The organism is Pseudomonas sp. H1_A03, from assembly GCF_054685145.1.
Genome location: NZ_CP162829.1, coordinates 119,282 through 137,689, shown reverse-complemented (window position 1 = coordinate 137,689; position 18,408 = coordinate 119,282). Strand labels below are relative to the sequence as shown.

Below are 18,408 nucleotides of genomic sequence, written 5' to 3'. Positions count from 1 at the left end.
GATGCTGCCCCGAGCACCAGCCGCTGCCTTGCAGCGGCTTTTGTATTTTCTGAAATAACGAAGTGGAGAGCCGCATGGTTCCCGTAATCGCCCTGGTGGGCCGACCTAACGTCGGCAAGTCCACCTTGTTCAATCGCCTGACCAGGACTCGCGACGCCATCGTCGGCGACTTGTCCGGTCTGACCCGTGATCGCCAATACGGTGAGGCAAAGTGGCAAGGGCGCTCCTACATTATTGTCGACACCGGTGGTATCTCCGGTGACGAACATGGCATGGACGAAAAGATGGCCGAGCAGTCGCTGCTGGCCATTGAAGAAGCTGATGTCGTGTTGTTCCTGGTGGACGCCCGTGCGGGCTACACCGCTGCTGACCAGATGATTGGCGAGCACCTGCGCAAGCGCAACAAGCGTTCCTATCTGGTCGCTAACAAGATCGACAACATCGATCCTGAGCAGGCCCGTGCCGAATTCAGCCCGATGGGCCTGGGCGACGCGATCCCGGTCGCCGGTGCTCACGGTCGCGGCATCACCCAGATGCTGGAAATTGCCCTTAGCACTTTCCCAAAGGATGACGCTGAGGAAGAAGAGGGTGAAGAAGAGATCGTCGCCGAAGGTGAGGAAGCCAAGCGCATTCCTGGCCCGAGTGAAAAAGACGGTATCAAGATCGCCATCATCGGTCGCCCTAACGTCGGCAAGTCGACCCTGGTCAACCGCATGCTCGGTGAAGACCGGGTAATCGTCTATGACGAGCCCGGCACCACCCGCGACAGCATCTACATCCCGTTCGAACGTAACGAAGAAAAATACACGCTGATCGACACCGCTGGTGTGCGCAAGCGCGGCAAAATCCACGAGGAAGTTGAAAAGTTCTCGGTGGTGAAAACCCTGCAGGCGATCAAAGACGCCAACGTGGTGATCTTCGTGATGGACGCCCGCGAAGGCGTGGTCGACCACGACCTCAACCTGCTGGGCTTTGCCCTTGAGGCTGGTCGGGCACTGGTGATCGCGATCAACAAGTGGGACGGCATGACGCCGAGCGAGCGCGATTTCGTCAAGATCGAGCTGCAGCGTCGCCTGTTCTTCGTCGAGTTCGCCGATATCCACTTTATCTCGGCACTGCACGGCACCGGCGTGGGTAACCTCTACGCGTCCGTACAGAACTCGTTCAAGTCCGCGGTCACCCGCTGGCCGACCAACCGCCTCACCCAGATCCTGGAAGATGCGGTGGGCGAGCATGCACCGCCGATGGTCAACAACCGCCGGATCAAACTGCGTTACGCCCACTTGGGTGGTGCCAACCCGCCGATTATCGTGATCCACGGTAACCAGATCGAGAAGGTGCCGAAGTCCTATGTGCGTTACCTGGAAAACACCTATCGCCGTGTCTTGAAGCTGGTCGGTACGCCGATCCGTATCGAGTTCAAGGGTGGCGAAAACCCGTACGAAGGTAACAAGAACAGCCTCACCGACCGCCAAGTGAACAAAAAGCGCCGGATGATGACGCACCACAAGAAAGCCGACAAAAAGCGCCGCGACAAGCGCTGACATCGACTTATCAAAAAAGGGCTCTTTACGAGCCCTTTTTTGTGCGCGACGGTTTGTGCCTTGACCCGCTTCAATTGGCAGCTTAAAACTTGGGGCTCACCTGCAGGGGCCTCCGATGATCACCAGCAAGCTGCCAAATGTCGGCACCACCATTTTCACCACCATGTCGCAACTCGCTGCCGAAACCGGTGCGCTCAACCTGTCCCAGGGCTTCCCGGACTTCAACGGTCCCCAAGGTTTGCTCGATGCCGTGGGCAAGCACGTTGCCAGCGGACACAACCAATATTCACCGATGACCGGCCTGCCAGCCTTGCGTCAACAAGTGGCGGCCAAGATCGCCCGCAGCTATGGCGCCACGGTGGATGCCGACAGCGAAGTGACCATCACCCCTGGTGCTACCGCTGCGATCTTCTGCGCAATCCAGGCGGTGATTCGCAGTGGTGATGAAGTCATCGTGTTCGACCCATGCTATGACAGCTATGAGCCCTCGGTCGAACTGGCCGGTGGCCGTTGCGTGCATGTGCAACTGAGCCTGCAAGGCTTTGCTCTCGACGTCGAAAAGATCAAGGCTGCGCTGTCGCCGCGCACGCGCATGATCATCCTCAACACTCCGCACAACCCCACTGGCGCCTTGATCAGCCGCGCCGAGTTGGACCAACTGGCGGCGTTGATCCGCGACCGCGATATCTACCTGGTCAGCGACGAGGTCTACGAACACCTGGTATTCGACGGTGTGCCCCATGTCAGCGTGCTGGCCCACGAAGAGCTGTACCAGCGCGCCTTTGTGGTCAGTTCCTTTGGCAAAACCTACCACGTCACCGGCTGGAAAACCGGCTACGTCGTCGCGCCACCGGCCCTTACCGCCGAACTGCGCAAAGTGCACCAATACGTTAACTTCTGCGGCGTGACGCCGTTGCAGTTCGCATTGGCCGATTTTATGGCCGACCACCCAGAGCACGTCGATGAACTGCCGGCCTTCTACCAGGCCAAGCGCGACCTGTTCTGTGACCTGCTGGCACCGTCGCGTTTCAGCTTTACTCGCGTCACCGGCACCTACTTCCAGTTGGTCGATTACTCACAGATCCGCCCGGACCTGGACGACGTCGCCATGTCCCTCTGGATGACCCGCGAACACGGCGTGGCAACCATCCCTGTCTCGGTGTTCTACCAGACCCCACCCCAAGGCCAGCGCCTGGTGCGCCTGTGCTTTGCCAAACGCGAGGAAACGCTGCAACAAGCAGCCGAGAAACTATGCGTGATTTGACTGCGTTACCAAACCTGAACATCGCTCTGGTCCAGACTACCCTGGTGTGGCACGACCGCCAGGCCAATCTCGAGCACTTCGAACGGCTGCTGGAGCAGGCCAAGGGCGCCGACCTGATCGTGCTGCCGGAGATGTTCACCACCGGTTTTTCCATGGAGTCGGCCACTCAGGCCGAACCGGAAAACGGCCCCACCCATCGCTGGCTCCAGGCCCAGGCGGCGAAGTACAACGCGGTGATCACCGGCAGTTTGATCATCCAGGCCGCCGACGGCAGCCATCGCAACCGCCTGCTGTGGGCGCGGCCGGATGGCGAAGTGCTGCATTACGACAAGCGCCACCTGTTCCGCATGGCCGGCGAGCATGATCACTACACCCCCGGCGAGCGGCAGGTGCAATTTGAGTTGAAGGGTTGGCGTATTCGCCCGTTGATTTGCTATGACCTGCGCTTTCCGGTGTGGAGCCGCGATGCCCAGGACACCGACCTGCTGCTGTACACGGCCAACTGGCCGGGCGCGCGGCGCCAGCATTGGAATCGGCTGTTGCCGGCGCGGGCGATTGAAAACCTGTGCTATGTGGCGGCGGTCAATCGGGTGGGGACGGACGGGAAGGGGTTTGCCTACACCGGGGATAGCCAGGTGCTGGACTTCCAGGGTGAGACCTTGCTGAGTGCCGGGGAGGCGGATGGTGTGTTTGAGGTGTGTCTGGAGGCGGCCGAGCTGGCGGCGTATCGTACGCGGTTTCCGGCGAACCTGGATGCCGACAACTTTCTGTTTGTCTGAAAGACCGCCATCGCGGGCGAGCCCGCTCCCACAGTTTGATGTGTGAACCCAGTCAAGTGTGGGAGCCGGGCTTGCCCGCGATGAGGCCTTCACAAACAGCACAAAATCCAAGTCCAACAAAAAGGCCCCTGAGTTCTCACCCAGGGGCCTTTCGCATTCAGCGGTCAGTTACGCCGCTTTCGCTTCCAACTGGCTCAACGACCGGTTCAGCGCACTGAACAGCGCTTTAAAGCTGGCAGTGGTGATGTTTTCATCAATCCCCACACCATGCACGGGACGCTCACCGTTCACACGCAGCTCAATGTAGGCCGCCGCCTTGGCGTTGGTCCCCGCGCCAATCGCATGTTCGTTGTAGTCCATGATCTCCACGCCAATCGGCAAGCCCGCCACCAGCGCTTCCAGCGCGCCGTTGCCCTTGCCTTTCCAGTGCAGGTTGGTTTCTCCCTGGCCTTTGCCCGAAACTTCCACTTCGACAAAGCTGTTGCCGTTCTCTTCCTGCAGACGATGGCTGACCAGCGCGTACGGGGTGTTGGCTTGCAGGTATTCACGCTGCAGCAACGCGTAGATCTGCGGCGCGGTCATCTCCAGGCCGACGCGGTCGGTCTCGGCCTGTACCACTTGGCTGAACTCGATCTGCATGCGGCGCGGCAAGCTGATGTCGTATTCCTGCTCCAGCAGGTAGGCGATGCCGCCTTTGCCCGACTGGCTGTTTACACGGATCACCGCTTCGTAGCTGCGACCAATGTCCGCTGGGTCGATCGGCAAGTACGGCACTTCCCACAGCGCATCGTCTTTCTGCTGGGAGAAACCTTTGCGGATCGCATCCTGGTGGGAGCCGGAGAACGCGGTGTGCACCAGGTCGCCAACGTACGGGTGACGTGGGTGCACCTGGATCTGGTTGCACTCTTCGACGACTTTGCGCACGCCGTCGATGTCGGAGAAATCCAGCTGCGGGTCGAGGCCCTGGGTGTACATGTTCAAGGCCACGGTGACCAGGTCGACGTTACCGGTACGCTCGCCGTTGCCGAACAGGCAGCCTTCGACACGGTCGGCGCCGGCCATCAGGCCCAGCTCGGTGGCGGCCACGCCGGTGCCACGGTCGTTGTGGGTGTGCAGGCTGATGATCACGCTGTCACGACGGTTGATATGGCGACCGAACCACTCGATCTGGTCGGCATAGATGTTTGGCGTGGCGCATTCCACGGTGGCCGGCAGGTTGAGGATCATCTTGTGCTCAGGCGTCGGGTTCCACACCTCGATCACCGCGTCACACACTTCCTTGGCGAACTCCAGCTCAGTCGCGCTGAAGGTCTCCGGGGAGTATTCGAAGGTCCATTGGGTCTCCGGCTGCTGGGCGGCGTATTTGACGAACAGCTTGGCGGCGTTGACCGCGATGGCCTTGATGCCGTCCTTGTCCTGGTTGAACACGATGCGACGGAACGACGGCGATGTGGCGTTGTACAAGTGAACGATGGCTTTCTTGGCGCCGCGCAGGGATTCGAACGTGCGCGCGATCAAGTCTTCACGGCCCTGGGTCAGCACCTGGATGGTGGTGTCCTCGGGGATGTGGTTGTCTTCGATCAGGGTGCGTACGAAGTCGAAGTCGGTTTGCGACGCAGCCGGGAACGAGGCTTCGATTTCTTTAACGCCTACCGCTACCAGGGTCTTCCAGAAGCGCAGCTTTTTTGCGGCGTCCATTGGCTCGATCAGCGACTGGTTGCCATCACGCAGGTCGGAGCTGCACCAGATCGGCGCTTCGGTGATGGTCTTCGATGGCCAGGTGCGGTCCGGGATATCGATGGTCGGAAACGCGCGGTACTTCGAAGACGGGTCTTTGAGCATGCTCATCGGGAAATCCTTTGTAGTAGGGGCCGAGAAAAGGCGGCCTGCCGTAGAACTGTTTTTAGGGATAAAACGTATAGACGAGGCAGATCGATTCAGCTTGGCAGTCGTGCGCTGACGAGGCACAAACTGCGGTGCTGGCGGAGCTGAATGAGGGTGTGAGAGGTTTTCATAAGCTCAACCCTAACCGCCGGGGTGAAAGATGGCAAGCAGTCGAGAAAAATTGAGAGAAGTTCTGTTATCTGCGTAGGAAACGAGATTTTGTGCTTGGTTATAAGGTGATGGCTGGTTTTAATTGCGCGCCCATTATCGAGCGCGCAATCGGACGGTTCAGGGTTGGAACGCGCCGATAAAGATTGCCGGGTCGACCCGTGCATCGTTCAGGCTGACATTCCAGTGCATGTGCGGTCCGGTCGCACGGCCCGTTGAACCGACCTTGCCGACCACTGCGCCGCGCGTGAGTTGATCGCCCACTTTCACGTCGATCTTCGACATGTGGCAGAACATGCTGATAAAGCCCTGGCCGTGGTCGACGAACACCGTATTGCCGTTGAAGAAGTAGTTACCGGTGAGAATCACCTTGCCGTTCGCCGGGGTCTTGATTGGAGTGCCCGCGGGTACGGCGAAATCCAGGCCGGAATGCGGATTGCGTTCTTCACCGTTGAAGAAACGGCGTACGCCAAACTTGCTCGACAGCGGCCCGTTCACCGGTTTATCCAGCACCAGGTTGCTCGGCAGGTTCGGGCTGAAACTGCGGTAGGCCTTGAGCTGCACCGCCAGTTCGCCTTCGATGCGCTTGAGTTGCGCCGGTTCAGGGTTTACCTGGCTTTTGTTTTTCAGGGTGATGCGCTGTTCCGGGTACTTCTTGTAACCGACGATAAACGGCAGGCTGCGCCCGCCGCTGCTGAGGCGCTCGTTGCCCGGTTTAACGGTCAACGGGATGCCGACAATCGCCAGCCAGTTGTCCGCCTCCTTCACTACCAGTACCGGTTTGCCTTGATAGGTGGCTTTCGGCGCTGCCGCCGAGGGGCCGAGTTCTACGACTGCAACGCCACCCGGCACGGGTTTGTTCAAGGTGCGCGTGATATAGCTGTCGGCCTGGGCATTTACGGCGAGGCACAGCAGCATCAACAGACTAAAGAGACGTGGCATTAATCAATCCAATAACGAAAGGGTGACGGGTGTCAGGTGGTTGTCTTCCACCCGTACTTGCAATTGGCCCTCACCGAGACGCGCGGTGAGGCGCTGGCCGGTGTGGGTCTGCGCGGCGTTGCGAATGGCCTGGCCGCGTTCGTCCAGCAGGATGCTGTAACCACGGCCCAGGGTCGCCAGCGGGCTGACCACCTGCAGCGTCTGCACCTGGCTTTGCAGTTGCAGGCGCCGCGCCTTGAGGCCTTCGCGCATGGCGCGGGGCAGGCGTTCGGCGAGGCTGTCCAGGCGCTGACGCAGCAGGGCCAGTTGGCGGCCGGGGTGTTGGCCGGCAAGACGGGTTTCCAGGCGGATCAAGCGTTCGCGCCGGGTATTGAGGCTGCGCTCGAACGCACGGCGCAGGCGCATGTCCAGGTCATCCAGGCGCTGGGCCTGTTGGCGCAGACGCTCGCCAGGGTGACGCAGACGTCGGGCCATGCCTTCCAGGCGCAGGCGGTCATGGCTCAGGCGATTGCGCATCAGCATCACCAGGCGACGGTGCAGGTTTTCGACTTGGCGTACCAAGTGGCTGGCGTCCGGCGCGAGCAATTCCGCTGCGGCGGATGGGGTAGGGGCGCGGACATCGGCGACGAAATCGCTGATGGACACATCGGTCTCATGGCCAACGGCGCTGACGATGGGCGTAACGCAGGCGTCCACCGCGCGTGCCACGGCCTCTTCGTTAAAGCACCAGAGGTCTTCCAGCGAACCGCCACCACGCGCCAGGATCAGCGCATCAAAGCCCCGTGCGTCGGCGAGTTTCAGCGCACGTACGATCTGCGGGATGGCTTCGCGGCCTTGCACGGCTGTCGGGATCAATGTCAGCTCAACGTTCGGTGCCCTGCGGCGGAACACGCTGATGATGTCGCGGATCACCGCGCCGGTTGGCGAGCTGATAATGCCGATGCGCCGAGGATGCGCCGGCAGCGGCACTTTACGTTCAGCGCTGAACAGACCTTCGGCACTGAGCTTTTCTTTCAGCGCATCGAACGCCAGGCGCAACGCGCCATCACCGGCCGGTTCCACGGTATCGAGGATCAGTTGGTAATCACCCCGGCCTTCGAACAGCGAGACCTTGCCACGCACTTTCACCGCCAGGCCATCCTTCAGCGCCTGGCGAACCCGCGCGGCGTTGTTGCGAAACAGCGCGCAACGCACCTGGGCGCCGCTGTCCTTGAGGGTGAAATACACATGGCCGGAGGCCGGGCGGGCGAGGTTGGAGATCTCGCCTTCGACCCAGATATTGGTGAACACGTCTTCCAGCAACACCCGCGCGCGGCCGTTGAGCTGGCTGACAGTCAGGACTTCGCGGTCCAGGCCCAGTCGGGCAAAAGGATCTTTAATCATGGGCGGCAGTTTATAGGCATTCGCGCAGTGTTTGACAGAATTGCTCCACCAGCGCACTTGGCGCCTGCGCGCAGGCGAGGGCCACGGTGCTGAGGCAGTCCGGGTCGGCCAGGGGCAGAAAGTGCACGTTGACCGGGGCGATGTCCCGCATGGACTTTGGTAACAAGGCAATACCGAAGCCCGCCTGGATCAGCTGCAACTGGGTGGTCTTGCGGGACATCACCCGCGCGGCCTTGGGGAAAAATCCCGCGCGCATGCACAACTCGGCTGACAGATAACTCAGGCCGCCGCGTTGGGGATGGGGGATCGAGATAAACGCTTCGTCCTTCAATTGCTCCAGTTCGATAGGCGCATTGCTGCGCGCCAGCCCATGATTCGGCGGCACCGCCAGCAACAGTTGCTCGCTATATAAAGGCACGACTCGCACGCCTTCGCGCTGGCGCAACACGGGCAGGCGCAAGAGCCCGACGTCCAGGCGTCCGTCGGCGATCTCTTCCAACTGCGCTTCGGAAGACAGTTTAACGATGTCCATCGACACCCCTGGGCAGCGTTCCAGCCATGTGCTGATACCTTGCAGCAATGGGCCGCTCATCGGCACGGTGCTCGAATGGCTCAGGCGCAGCGTGCCCAATTCGCCATTACCCACTTGGGTTGCCATCTCGCTGGCCTTGAGTAATTCGCTCAGCAGGTTGCGGGCTCGAGGATAGAAGGCTTCACCCGCAGCCGTGAGTCGCGGCTGGCGCGCCGTGCGTTCGAATAACGGGGTTTGCAGGTGGGTCTCCAGCTCCTTAATCTGCCGGCTCAGCGCTGACTGCGCCACAAACAGACGCTCGGCGGCGGCAGTGAAGCTGCCGCTGTCGGCGATTTCAACGAAGTAGCGCAGTTGGCGGGTGGAAATCACGCGTCATGCCTTTTCGAGATGGGTGGATGGCTTTGAAGATATTAGTCGCATCGCTCACCGCTGGCTAAAGTGATTGCCATCTCTAATAAGGAATTACCCATGAGCCCGGTCGAGTTGATGAGCCAGTGGTCGTTTGATGGTATGGATTGGTTGGTCATCGGCCTGGGCATCGTTGTGGCCTATATCGTATTTGGCATCGCCGGCTTTGGTACGGCGTTGGTGGCGGGGCCACTGCTGATCCTGTTTATGCCACTGTCGAAAATCATCCCGCTGCTGGTGCTGCTGGATTTTGTCGCGGCCTTTGGCAACCTGCTGCAAGCGCGGCGTGATGTGAACAAGCCGGAACTGCTGCGGTTACTGCCGTGCATGGCGATGGGTTGCACACTGGGCATGGTGTTTTTGCTAAACCTGCATTCGGACCTGTTATTGCTGCTGATGGGCCTGTTCATCAGTGCCTACGCTCTCTACAGCCTGGCGGTAAAGGCGCGGCCGGCTCAGCTGGCGGCGGGATGGTCGATTCCGATGGGCACCGTGGGCGGGTTATTTGGTGCGTTGTTCGGCAGTGGCGGCTTTCTCTACGCGATCTATCTGAATAGCCGCCTTCCAAAGGACGCGGCGCGCGCCACCCAGAGTGCGTTGATCAGTTGCAGCACGGTGGTGCGCCTGAGCTTGTTCCTGATTGCCGGGGTGTATGCGGATTTGCCGTTGTTGATGTTGGCGGTGTGCCTGTTGCCGGCGATGGCGCTTGGGCTGTGGTGTGGGCGCAGGTTGACGATGCGCATGTCCCGTGAAGCGTTTGTAAGATTGGTGACCTGGCTGGTGCTGGCGAGCGGTATTGCCTTGATCGGGCGCTACCTGAGCACTTGACCTCATTTCTTCAGGGATTAAGCTGCCAGCCTTCAGGGCCTCATCGCGGACAAGCCCGGCTCCCACAGTTGATTGCGATTAAATGTGGGAGCCGGGCTTGCCCGCGATGGCGCCAGTAGCCACACCGCAGGACTCTCATGAATTCCCAAAGCATCCTTGTCCCCAAAATCTCCACCTTGCCCGTCCACGAACCCCGCGCCCGGGCGATCGTGCGCTGGCTGGTGCGCAAGAACATCATCAAGGAAGAGCTGACCACCTGTGGCCGCACCGGCAACCGCATGGCCTACGCCCTGGCCGGTGGTGCCCGCGCCGTGGTGCTGCACCCCGAGGCGCTGCCGTTCAACGAGCCGATCAACGGCCTGGAAATCATCTACAAGCGCTGCATCTACACGCCGGCCAAGGGCTTTCTCGAAGAAGCCGGCTGCCCGGAATGCCGCAAGGAAGTCGGCGAAGCCTTGTTCGACAGCCTGGAAGATTGGATGCCCGGCCACACCGATAACTTCACCTGCCCGCTGTGTGGGCATGAAGACGACATCAATGGGTTCCTGTTCCTACAGGAATGCGGGTTTTCCAACCTGGGATTCATTTTCAACAACTGGGCGGAGGCAGGGTTCAAGCAGAGCTTTATCGACGAATTTGCCGATTGGCTGGACCAGAAGATGAGTTGGGTCAAAGTCGAGCTTTAACCCTTCTATCAGTATTACCAAGTTTGTCAGAGTTTTACATTGAGCCCGACAGGGTGCATGTATATAATGGCGCGCTTCCATTTTCCCGCTCGGGAGCCCCCGCGATGCTGCGTATCAGCCAAGAAGCTCTGACATTCGACGACATTCTCCTAGTGCCCGGTTATTCCGAGGTGCTTCCTAACGAAGTCAGTCTCAAGACCCGCCTAACCCGTGGCATCGAGCTGAATATTCCCCTGGTTTCCGCTGCCATGGACACCGTCACTGAAGCCCGTTTGGCAATCGCCATGGCTCAGGAAGGCGGCATCGGCATCATCCACAAGAACATGACCATCGAGCAGCAAGCTGCCGAAGTGCGCAAGGTCAAGCGTTACGAAGCTGGTGTGGTGAAAGATCCCATCACCATCGAAGCCGACGCTACCGTGCGTGACCTGTTCGAACTGACCCGCATGCACAACATCTCCGGCGTTCCGGTGTTGCACGATGGCGACCTGGTCGGCATCGTCACTTCCCGTGACGTGCGTTTCGAGAACCGCATGGAAGTCACTGTACGCGATGTGATGACGCCTAAAGAGCGCCTGGTCACTGTCCGCGAAGGTGCCGACAAGAATGATGTGCGCGAATTGCTGCATAAAAACCGCATCGAGCGCGTGCTGATCGTCGACGACAAATTCGCCCTCAAGGGCATGATGACCGTCAACGACATCGAAAAAGCCAAGGCTTACCCGCTGGCCAGCAAGGATGACCAAGGTCGTCTGCGCGTTGGCGCCGCCGTCGGTACCGGTAAAGACACCGGTGACCGCGTTTCGGCCCTGGTCGCTGCCGGCGTTGACGTGGTGGTGGTCGACACCGCCCACGGTCACTCCAAAGGCGTGATCGACCGCGTGCGTTGGGTCAAACAGAACTTCCCTGATGTACAAGTGATCGGCGGCAACATCGCCACCGGCGCAGCGGCCAAGGCCCTGGCTGAAGCGGGCGCCGATGCAGTCAAGGTCGGTATCGGCCCTGGCTCGATCTGCACCACCCGTATCGTTGCCGGTGTGGGCGTGCCGCAAATCAGCGCCATCGCCAACGTCGCCGCTGCCCTTGAAGGCACCGGCGTTCCGTTGATCGCCGACGGCGGCATCCGTTTCTCCGGTGACCTGTCCAAGGCCATCGTTGCCGGTGCTTCCTGCGTGATGATGGGCTCGATGTTCGCCGGTACTGAAGAAGCGCCAGGCGAGATCGAACTGTTCCAGGGCCGTTCCTACAAGGCTTACCGCGGCATGGGTTCGCTGGGCGCCATGTCCCAGGCGCAAGGTTCTTCCGACCGTTACTTCCAGGACTCCTCGGCAGGCGCCGAGAAACTCGTCCCGGAAGGCATCGAAGGCCGTGTGCCGTACAAAGGCACACTGAGCGCGATCATCCATCAACTGATGGGCGGCCTGCGTTCCTCGATGGGCTACACCGGCAGCGCCGACATCGAAGAAATGCGCACCAAGCCAGAGTTCGTGCGGATCACCGGCGCCGGCATGGCTGAATCCCATGTCCACGACGTGCAGATCACCAAGGAAGCGCCAAACTACCGAGTAGGTTGAGGCTTCCAGCAAAACGTTAAGTAACCGGGGCTGTTCTTTCAGCCCCGAGTTGTTTCTGATTCATTAGACGAGACTGACTTCATGGCCCTCGACATTCACGCCCACCGCATCCTGATCCTCGACTTCGGTTCCCAGTACACCCAGCTGATTGCCCGCCGCGTGCGTGAAATCGGCGTGTACTGCGAACTGCATCCGTTCGACATGGACGACGAAGCGATCCGCGAATTCGCACCTAAAGGCGTCATCCTCGCCGGTGGCCCCGAGTCCGTGCACGAAGCCAACAGCCCGCGTTGCCCGCAGGCTGTATTCGATCTGGGCGTGCCGGTCTTCGGTATTTGCTACGGCATGCAGACCATGGCCGAGCAACTGGGCGGCAAGGTCGAAGGGTCCGAGCTGCGTGAATTCGGTTATGCCCGTGTCGACGTGGTCGGCAAGAGCCGCCTGCTGGACGGCATTGAAGACCACATCGACGCCGACGGCCTGTTCGGCCTCGACGTGTGGATGAGCCACGGTGACAAAGTCACCAAGATGCCGGAAGACTTCCATATCCTGGCCAGCACGCCGAGCTGCCCGATCGCCGGCATGTTCAGCGACGAGCGCCGTTACTACGGCGTGCAGTTCCACCCGGAAGTGACCCACACCAAACAAGGCGGCCGCATCCTGTCGCGCTTCATCCTCGACATCTGCGAGTGTGAAGCCCTGTGGACGCCGTCGAAGATCGCTGAAGACGCCATCGCCAACGTGCGCGCCCAAGTCGGTACCGACAACGTACTGCTCGGCCTGTCCGGCGGTGTTGACTCCTCCGTGGTTGCTGCGCTGCTGCACAAAGCCATCGGCGACCAGCTGACCTGCGTCTTCGTCGACAACGGCCTGCTGCGCCTGCACGAAGGCGAGCAAGTGATGGCCATGTTCGCCGAGAACATGGGCGTCAAGGTGATCCGCGCCAACGCCGAGGACCAGTTCCTCAACAACCTGGCCGGCGAGTCCGACCCAGAGAAGAAGCGCAAGATCATCGGTCGCACCTTCATCGACGTCTTCGATGCCCAGGCCAAACACCTGGACAACATCAAGTACCTCGCCCAGGGCACCATCTACCCCGACGTGATCGAGTCGGCCGGCGCCAAGAGCGGCAAGGCCCACGTTATCAAGTCCCACCACAACGTGGGTGGCCTGCCTGAGGAAATGAACCTCAAGCTGGTAGAACCGCTGCGCGAACTGTTCAAGGACGAAGTCCGCCGTCTGGGCCTGGAACTCGGCCTGCCGTACGACATGGTCTACCGCCACCCATTCCCAGGCCCGGGCCTGGGTGTGCGTATCCTGGGTGAAGTGAAAAAGGAATACGCCGACCTGCTGCGTCGCGCCGACCACATCTTCATCGAAGAACTGCGCAAGGCCGACTGGTACCACAAAGTCAGCCAGGCGTTCGTGGTGTTCCAGCCGGTGAAATCCGTTGGTGTTGTAGGCGATGGTCGTCGTTACGCGTGGGTAGTTGCACTGCGCGCCGTAGAAACCATCGACTTCATGACCGCCCGTTGGGCACACCTGCCGTACGAACTGCTGGAAACCGTCAGCGGTCGTATCATCAATGAGATCGAAGGTATTTCGCGCGTGACGTATGACGTGTCGAGCAAGCCGCCGGCGACGATTGAGTGGGAGTGATCCTGCGTTAGCAGGTAAATGCTGAACAACAAAACCCCGGCCATGTGCCGGGGTTTTGTGTTTATGGCATGTAAGTCTTTGGTCAAAAACCGTATCAGATAAACAATACTCAGAATGAAATGCATCATATAGGGTGCATAAATTCAGATTTATCTATTCATGCAGTATATGGGGGGCATTTTGATATGGAAGAGTTAGGCAAATTGATCCGCAGCCTCCGTAAAACAGCGGGCCTTTCACAAAGCCAGCTTGCGCACCGTCATGGCATGAGCCGCTCCACTATTTCGGGGGTCGAGAACAACACGATCTCCGAAGTGGGAATTCGCAAAGTCGAAGCGATCCTCGAGGGCTTGGGGTACGAATTGACCGCCATACCAAAACGTCGGCGCAAAACCCTCGATGAATTGAAATCAGTAAGCTTCCATGATGAGTCAAAGGGATCGGTTGTATATCGGCGAAGCACTCACCCAGAGTTCGCGGCGGTAGGAGAGAAGATGACTGCTGCATGGACGGCAGGGCTGGCAAAAAGTATCGCAGTGCAATGATCTTCCCGGTTGATGCTTACCGCCGCGCAATATCCGAAAAGTAAAACTTATCCAACGTATGCCGCGACTCGGTGTACTCGAACTGCCGACCATCTTGCAAAAACGTCTGGTTGCTCACCACGATCACATGGCTCTGCCCTTCGAGGTCGAGGTGTGCCTGGTCGTCCTTGCCGCGTGGCAGGGCTTCGATGGTGCGTTGGGCGTAGGCAATTTGCAGCTGCAAAGTCTGTTCGATAAACGCGTAGATCGACTGTTCGGCAATCGAGCGGTCCAGGCCGGGGATCACATCAGCGACGAAGTGGTTGATGTCGAGGATCGCGCGTTTACCGTCGATGCGCCGTACCCGTTTGATGCGGGTGATCAGCGTACCGGGCTCTGCTTCGATGTGCTGCAGCAGTGAACCCTCCAGTGGGAATTGGGTGAACTCGACCACTTCAGTGCGTACGTCGTCGCCCAAGTCGGCGTGGGTTTCGTGGAAGCTGACGATGCCGCCGAGTTGGAACTCAATCGGGTTAGGCGACAACACGAATGTGCCCTTGCCATGGATTTTTTGCGCGAACCCACGCTCCTGCAACTGCTCGATGGCGCGGCGCACGGTGCCTCGGCTGGCCTGGTAGCTGTCCATCAGTTCGGTTTCGGAGGGAAGGCGCGTGCCGCGCTGCAGGCGTTCGGTGGTGATGCTGGCAAGCAGATCCGTGTAGATCTGGTTGTATTTGCTCATGGGGATGGCTCTTTGCCGGGGTTGCGGTCAAGGCAGGAACCTTAGTGGCAGAGAGGGGGTTTGTCCATTAGACCCTTGGATTTATGCGGCTTGCAGCGATGCGGTGGCCTACAGGAAATAAACAAAATCAAACTCGTACAGACGAGTTGTTGCTTTAACTCGTACAGACGAGTACTTTTGCCCTCGGCGTGCTGCCAATGACTGCCCCTCAAATAAAAAAATCAAAGTGGAAAACAAGCATGAGCCACGACTATTCGAACATTGCCCGCGAGATCCTCGAAAACCTCGGGGGCCGTGACAACCTTGAGCAAGCTGCCCACTGCGTGACCCGCCTGCGCCTGGCGCTCAAGGACCCGAGCCTGGTCAATAGCGGCGCGCTGAACCAGGTCGATCTGGTCAAGGGTTCGTTCTTCACCGGCGGCCTGTTCCAGGTGGTGATCGGTCCCGGCGAAGTGGAAAAGGTCTACGCCGCCCTGCGCGAACAGACCGGTCTCGCCGCCGCCACCATCGCCGATGTGAAGAAGAAGGGCGCCGACAAGACCAACGCTATGCAGCGCCTGGTGCGGGTGTTTTCCGATGTGTTCATGCCGATCCTGCCCGCGCTGATCATCGCCGGCCTGTTGATGGGCGTGAACAACCTGATGGGCGCCAAGGGCATGTTCATCGAGGGCAAGACGCTGCTGGAGGCCTATCCGAACCTGGATGGGCTGTGGAGCTTGATCAACCTGATGGCCAACACCTCGTTCGTGTTCCTGCCGGCGCTGGTCGGCTGGTCGGCGGCCAAGCGCTTCGGCGGCAGTGAAATCCTTGGCATTGTGCTTGGCCTGATGCTGGTGCACCCGGACCTGCTCAACGCTTGGAACTACGGCAAAGCCGTGGCCGGGCTCGACGGCCAGAGCCTGCCGTACTTCGATATTTTCGGCTGGTTCCAGATCGAAAAAGTCGGCTACCAAGGGCAAATCCTGCCGATCCTGATGGCGGCGTATGTGATGAGCGTGATCGAGAAATGGTTGCGGGCGCGGGTGCCCAATGCGATTCAACTGCTCGTCGTGCCGATCACCACCATCGTCGTTACCGGTGTGCTGGCCCTGGCGATTATCGGCCCGGTGACCCGTCACCTCGGCATCCTGATCACCGAAGGCGTGGTCACCCTGTTTGACCTGGCGCCGATGGTCGGCGGGGCGATTTTCGGCCTGCTGTATGCGCCGCTGGTGATCACCGGCATGCACCACATGTTCCTTGCCGTGGACCTGCAACTGATCTCCACCCAGGGCGGCACCTTTATCTGGCCGATGATCGTCATGTCCAACCTGGCCCAGGGCAGCGCCGCGCTCGCGGTGTTCTACATGAGCCGCAATGCGCGGGACAAAAGCATGGCTTCGACTTCGGCAATTTCGGCGTATTTCGGCATCACTGAACCGGCGATGTTCGGGGTGAATTTGCGCTTCAAGTTTCCGTTTTATGCGGCCCTTGTTGGCTCGGCGCTGGGCAGCATTTTCCTCGCGCTGAACAAGGTGCAGGCCTCGGCCATTGGGGTGGGGGGCTTGCCTGGATTTATCTCGATCGTGCCGCAATCCATCGCGGTGTTTGTGATCGGCATGGTCATCGCGATGGTGGTGCCGTTTGTTTTGACCTGTGCGTTGAGCATGAAGATTGTTCGGCCCGGATACAGGGTCGCCTGAACTACCGCCTTCGCGAGCAAGCCCGCTCCCACATTTGAAATGCGTTCCCCCTTGTGGGAGCGGGCTTGCTCGCGAAGAGGCCCTCAAGGCCAGCACAAAAATCAACTGAAGGAACCCACCATGCAAAACTGGCAACACTCGGTGATCTACCAGATCTACCCCAAAAGCTTCCACAGCCACGCGGGTAACGCCACCGGTGACCTGCTGGGCATCGTGGACAAACTCGATTACCTGAAATGGCTGGGCGTGGACTGCCTGTGGATCACCCCGTTCCTGCGCTCGCCGCAACGCGACAACGGCTATGACATCAGCGACTACTACGCCATCGACCCGAGCTACGGGACCATGGCCGACTGCGACCTGCTGATCAGCGAAGCGGCCAAACGTGGCATCAAGCTGATGCTGGATATCGTGGTCAACCACACCTCCATCGAGCACGAGTGGTTCCAGCAAGCGCGCAGCAGCCTCGACAACCCGTACCGGGACTTCTACATCTGGCGCGACCAGCCGAACAACTGGGAATCCAAGTTCGGCGGCTCGGCCTGGGAATACGAGGCGCAAACCGGCCAGTACTTCCTGCACCTGTTCGACCACACCCAGGCCGACCTCAATTGGGACAACCCGCAGGTGCGCGCCGAGGTGTTCAAGCTGATGCGCTTCTGGCGTGACAAGGGCGTGGGCGGTTTCCGCCTGGACGTGATCAACCTTATCTCAAAGCCCGTCGACTTTCCCGAAGACAACAGCGACGGCCGCCGTTTCTACACCGACGGCCCGAATGTGCACGAATACCTGCAGGAAATGCACCGCGAAGTCTTCGAAGGGCATGACCTGATCAATGTCGGCGAGATGTCATCCACCAGCCTCGAACACTGCATTCGCTACTCGCGGCCGGAGTCGAAAGAACTGTCGATGACCTTCAACTTTCATCACCTGAAAGTGGATTACCCGAACCTGCAGAAGTGGGTGAAAGCTGACTTCGATTTCCTGCAACTCAAGCAGATCCTCTCCGACTGGCAAATGGGCATGCAAGCCGGTGGCGGCTGGAACGCGCTGTTCTGGTGTAACCACGACCAGCCACGGGTGGTTTCGCGTTTTGGCGATGACGGCGAGCATCGCGTGGTCTCTGCCAAGATGCTCGCCACCGCGCTGCACTTCCTCCAGGGCACGCCGTTCGTGTACCAGGGCGAAGAGCTGGGCATGACCAATCCGGGCTTCGACAGGATCGAGCAGTACCGCGATGTGGAGACGCTGAATATCTTCCGCCTCAAGCGCGATGCCGGCGAGTCCGAGGCGTCGAGCATGGCGGCGATTATGCAGAAGTCGCGGGACAACGGTCGCACGCCGATGCAATGGAATGCCGAGGAAAATGCGGGTTTCAGCGCCGGCGAGCCCTGGATCGGTATTCCGGCAAATGCTTCAACGATCAATGTCGAAAGCCAGCAGGATGACCCGGATTCAGTGCTGCATCACTACCGTGCGCTGATTGCCTTGCGGCGGCATGAGCCTCTGATCCAGGAAGGTGTTTACCGTCAACTGCTGCAAGACCACTTGCACGTCTGGGCGTACCTGCGCGAAGGCCATGGCGAGCGCCTGCTGGTGCTGAATAACTTCTACGGCACGCCCTGCGAAATCCAACTGCCGGACACCGTGATCAATCCGGCAAGTGAGCAACGCCTGCTGATCAGCAACTACCCCGACTGCCCGCAACGTACCGCCACGGTGACGCTGCGCCCTTACGAATCGTTTGTGCTGCACCTCAAGGACTGAGACCCGTTGTAACCCCGTGTGGGAGCACGGGGCGCTTTGAAA

Annotated in this window: 14 protein-coding genes and 1 pseudogene; 10 read left to right on the top strand and 5 right to left on the bottom strand. The window is 59.8% G+C overall.

From position 1 onward, the window contains the following. Window positions 1-74: 74 nt before the first annotated feature. The 3 genes from der to AB4O35_RS00595 all read left to right on the top strand — a co-directional run bounded on the left by der (window position 75) and on the right by AB4O35_RS00595 (window position 3,587). On the top strand, window positions 75-1,544 hold the full coding sequence (der, locus tag AB4O35_RS00605) for a ribosome biogenesis GTPase Der (protein WP_049711641.1): 1,470 nt from the start codon (window positions 75-77) through the stop codon (window positions 1,542-1,544). 115 nt (window positions 1,545-1,659) lie between these two features. Then, a complete protein-coding gene (locus AB4O35_RS00600) occupies window positions 1,660-2,808 on the top strand; it encodes a pyridoxal phosphate-dependent aminotransferase (RefSeq protein ID WP_065874530.1) in 1,149 nt (382 codons plus the stop codon). After that, window positions 2,796-3,587 (top strand): amidohydrolase, encoded by a 792-nt coding sequence (locus tag AB4O35_RS00595; RefSeq protein WP_065880754.1) that lies wholly within the window; start codon window positions 2,796-2,798, stop codon window positions 3,585-3,587. The genes AB4O35_RS00600 and AB4O35_RS00595 overlap by 13 nt, the downstream gene beginning before the upstream one ends. Window positions 3,588-3,755: 168 nt before the next feature. On the opposite strand, the gene leuA is transcribed toward AB4O35_RS00595, so the two are convergent. The 4 genes from leuA to AB4O35_RS00575 all read right to left on the bottom strand — a co-directional run bounded on the left by leuA (window position 3,756) and on the right by AB4O35_RS00575 (window position 8,865). Continuing rightward, the gene (gene leuA / locus AB4O35_RS00590) at window positions 3,756-5,435 is read right to left on the bottom strand and encodes a 2-isopropylmalate synthase (protein WP_065874532.1); all 1,680 of its coding nucleotides are present in this window, start codon (window positions 5,433-5,435) and stop codon (window positions 3,756-3,758) included. A 324-nt stretch (window positions 5,436-5,759) separates the two neighbouring features. Further along, window positions 5,760-6,581: a M23 family metallopeptidase gene (locus AB4O35_RS00585; protein ID WP_065880755.1), complete on the bottom strand. Its 822-nt coding sequence runs from the start codon at window positions 6,579-6,581 to the stop codon at window positions 5,760-5,762. Window positions 6,582-6,584: 3 nt separating this feature from the next. After that, a complete protein-coding gene (gene xseA, locus AB4O35_RS00580; RefSeq protein WP_065874534.1) occupies window positions 6,585-7,964 on the bottom strand; it encodes an exodeoxyribonuclease VII large subunit in 1,380 nt (459 codons plus the stop codon). A 10-nt stretch (window positions 7,965-7,974) separates the two neighbouring features. Further along, on the bottom strand, window positions 7,975-8,865 hold the full coding sequence (locus AB4O35_RS00575; protein WP_065889987.1) for a LysR family transcriptional regulator: 891 nt from the start codon (window positions 8,863-8,865) through the stop codon (window positions 7,975-7,977). A gap of 99 nt (window positions 8,866-8,964) precedes the next feature. Here AB4O35_RS00575 and AB4O35_RS00570 point away from each other — a divergent pair, with 99 nt between their 5' ends. From AB4O35_RS00570 to AB4O35_RS00550, 5 genes and pseudogenes are all read left to right on the top strand, one after another. Then, entirely contained in the window at window positions 8,965-9,732 is a 768-nt protein-coding gene (locus tag AB4O35_RS00570) for a sulfite exporter TauE/SafE family protein (RefSeq protein ID WP_065889983.1), read from the top strand. Window positions 9,733-9,869: 137 nt separating this feature from the next. Beyond that, on the top strand, window positions 9,870-10,418 hold the full coding sequence (locus tag AB4O35_RS00565; RefSeq protein ID WP_065889981.1) for a sugar ABC transporter ATPase: 549 nt from the start codon (window positions 9,870-9,872) through the stop codon (window positions 10,416-10,418). 104 nt (window positions 10,419-10,522) lie between these two features. Next, complete coding sequence (gene guaB / locus AB4O35_RS00560) at window positions 10,523-11,992, top strand: IMP dehydrogenase (RefSeq protein ID WP_065874538.1); 1,470 nt, start codon at window positions 10,523-10,525, stop codon at window positions 11,990-11,992. A gap of 81 nt (window positions 11,993-12,073) precedes the next feature. After that, entirely contained in the window at window positions 12,074-13,651 is a 1,578-nt protein-coding gene (guaA, locus tag AB4O35_RS00555) for a glutamine-hydrolyzing GMP synthase (RefSeq protein WP_064053754.1), read from the top strand. 185 nt (window positions 13,652-13,836) lie between these two features. Further along, window positions 13,837-14,079: pseudogene (locus AB4O35_RS00550) on the top strand (helix-turn-helix domain-containing protein); the annotation flags it as partial. A 133-nt stretch (window positions 14,080-14,212) separates the two neighbouring features. On the opposite strand, the gene treR reads toward AB4O35_RS00550, so the two are convergent. Then, window positions 14,213-14,917, bottom strand: a complete 705-nt coding sequence (treR, locus tag AB4O35_RS00545; protein ID WP_460149454.1) for a trehalose operon repressor — start codon at window positions 14,915-14,917, stop codon at window positions 14,213-14,215. 239 nt (window positions 14,918-15,156) lie between these two features. Between treR and treP the strand changes: the two genes are divergently transcribed. Next, window positions 15,157-16,599 (top strand): PTS system trehalose-specific EIIBC component, encoded by a 1,443-nt coding sequence (gene treP, locus AB4O35_RS00540; RefSeq protein ID WP_065874540.1) that lies wholly within the window; start codon window positions 15,157-15,159, stop codon window positions 16,597-16,599. A gap of 120 nt (window positions 16,600-16,719) precedes the next feature. After that, on the top strand, window positions 16,720-18,366 hold the full coding sequence (gene treC / locus AB4O35_RS00535) for an alpha,alpha-phosphotrehalase (protein WP_065889979.1): 1,647 nt from the start codon (window positions 16,720-16,722) through the stop codon (window positions 18,364-18,366). Window positions 18,367-18,408: the final 42 nt, after the last annotated feature.